A 1,715-nucleotide genomic window follows, 5' to 3' on the forward strand; every position below is an offset into this window, starting at 1 on the left:
GGGGCCTTACGTCTGCCCGGAGTTGGGAGTACACCACGAGACTCCCGGAGGCGATCACCCTCAGCGACCGTCGGTTACCGGGAAAGGCTCATTGAGCTGGGCGAAGATTCCTTCGTCCCGCCACGCGGCGTAGTAGGCATAGACGGTGCCATGGTTCGGGAAGTCGTGCGGGAGGTATTTCCAGGGGATTCCGGTGCGGTTCACGTAGAGGTTCGCGTTGAAGACGTCGCGTAAGTCGACCTTGGCCGGCTGCCCGGTCGGCCTGCGGTCGAGCCGGGCCTTTCTCCAGGCCGTCAACGTCGGCTCGATCAGGGCCCATCGGGCGTCGGACAGGTCGCTGGGGTACGGCTTGCGCTCGCTCACGGCGTAGCGTGATCACGAGCGAGCCGGAGGGCTCGGTTCCGCTGCCCATCAGGCGATTTCGTGGCATCTTCAAACCAGACGGACTTCCCGGTATAGAAGCGAACGAGACAGCTGACCAAGCCTCCGCCCCGGGGAAGGTTATTCGACGCTTACGGGATGAAAGCCCTCAAAACAGGGCCTGGGCGAGAGCCGCATATAGGGCCTGACCTGCATAAACGCCCTCTTAGTCGGGAAGACGTACACAGTTCTCTCGCTCGAAGGACCGCCCGACGTCGCGGCAGCAGCAAAGGAACTCTTTGACGTGGCAGCCAGTCGAGCGCCGCTGCTTGGTTTTGCGGCACTTGTTTGGAAGATCGCGTAAGCGGGTGCGGCCTGACGTGGGAGAACGCTGACCTGCGCGTGCCTGGAACGCTGTCCGCTGATCCCCGTGGATCCTCCTGGCGAGCCTCACGAACGGGCACGCCAGGGGCACGCCTACATGAGCTTCGCAATCCGGCGGCCGCTTCGATGCAACGACCGGTCGCGTTCAGCAGCCCTTGACCGGGTGAGAAGCGGGCGGCGCTGTCGCCTGCAGGCTCCAATCAGGTGGCTCAACACCGGGTCCACCGAGTAGTTGCGCCGAGGCCTGGCTACCGTCGGCCAACTTCTTGTGCCACGTCCACTCGCCCTGAGCGATCGAGCCTTGGTCGAACGTCCAACCCAGATCCCGCATGGCGGTCTGTATATGTGCAGCTACCTGAAGCGCGGACCCGCCTCCGGTGAAGTCGACAGCGACGGTCGCCTCATTCCAACCATAGGTCGACCTTATTCCGTCGCACGAGTCCCATTGCGGCTCAAAGCTCTGCTTCAGCATGACGTGTGCGCCCAGCGGCACCACGGACAGCACTGGGTGAATCGCCTTGAGTCGTCGATGCCCCGGATCAGGGTCCCCGACCGGCCGCGGAGTCCCGCTGCATCCGGTTAGTGCCATGACTGCTGCGACCACGGCGGCAGACATCACACCATGCGCCAAACGACGCTCGACCCCCCACATGGAGGTAATCATCACACAGCACACGACCTGTTTTGGGTCCTGTTCCCTCCGTTGGCCACTACCTCCCGCATACTCTCTCGCCTCAACCCACCACCGTCCCCAGCTCCCATCCCGTCCGCCGTCGACCCACACACCGTGGAGCAGACGTGGTTCAGGGCGTCAAGGTGGAGCGCGCCACTGTACGAACGACCTTGACGCCCCTGGGCCGCGTCTGCTCGGCTCTGCCTAGAAGGCTGCTGAAAATCTTGTTTGAGGGGCTGCTCGGCTGTGGGCCGGGCGGCCCTTTCGCTATGCGGTGGCCGGGGTGAGGTGCCAGCTG

The 1,715-nt window shown here is 64.0% G+C and carries 1 pseudogene; it reads right to left on the reverse strand.

The annotated features are described in order from the left end of the window. Window positions 1-90: 90 nt before the first annotated feature. Window positions 91-363, reverse strand: a pseudogene (locus ACIBJF_RS53300) (transposase); the annotation flags it as partial. Window positions 364-1,715 lie beyond the last annotated feature (1,352 nt).

The sequence above is a fragment of the Streptomyces sp. NPDC050743 genome, assembly GCF_044456925.1.
Classification (GTDB): Bacteria; Actinomycetota; Actinomycetes; order Streptomycetales; family Streptomycetaceae; genus Streptomyces.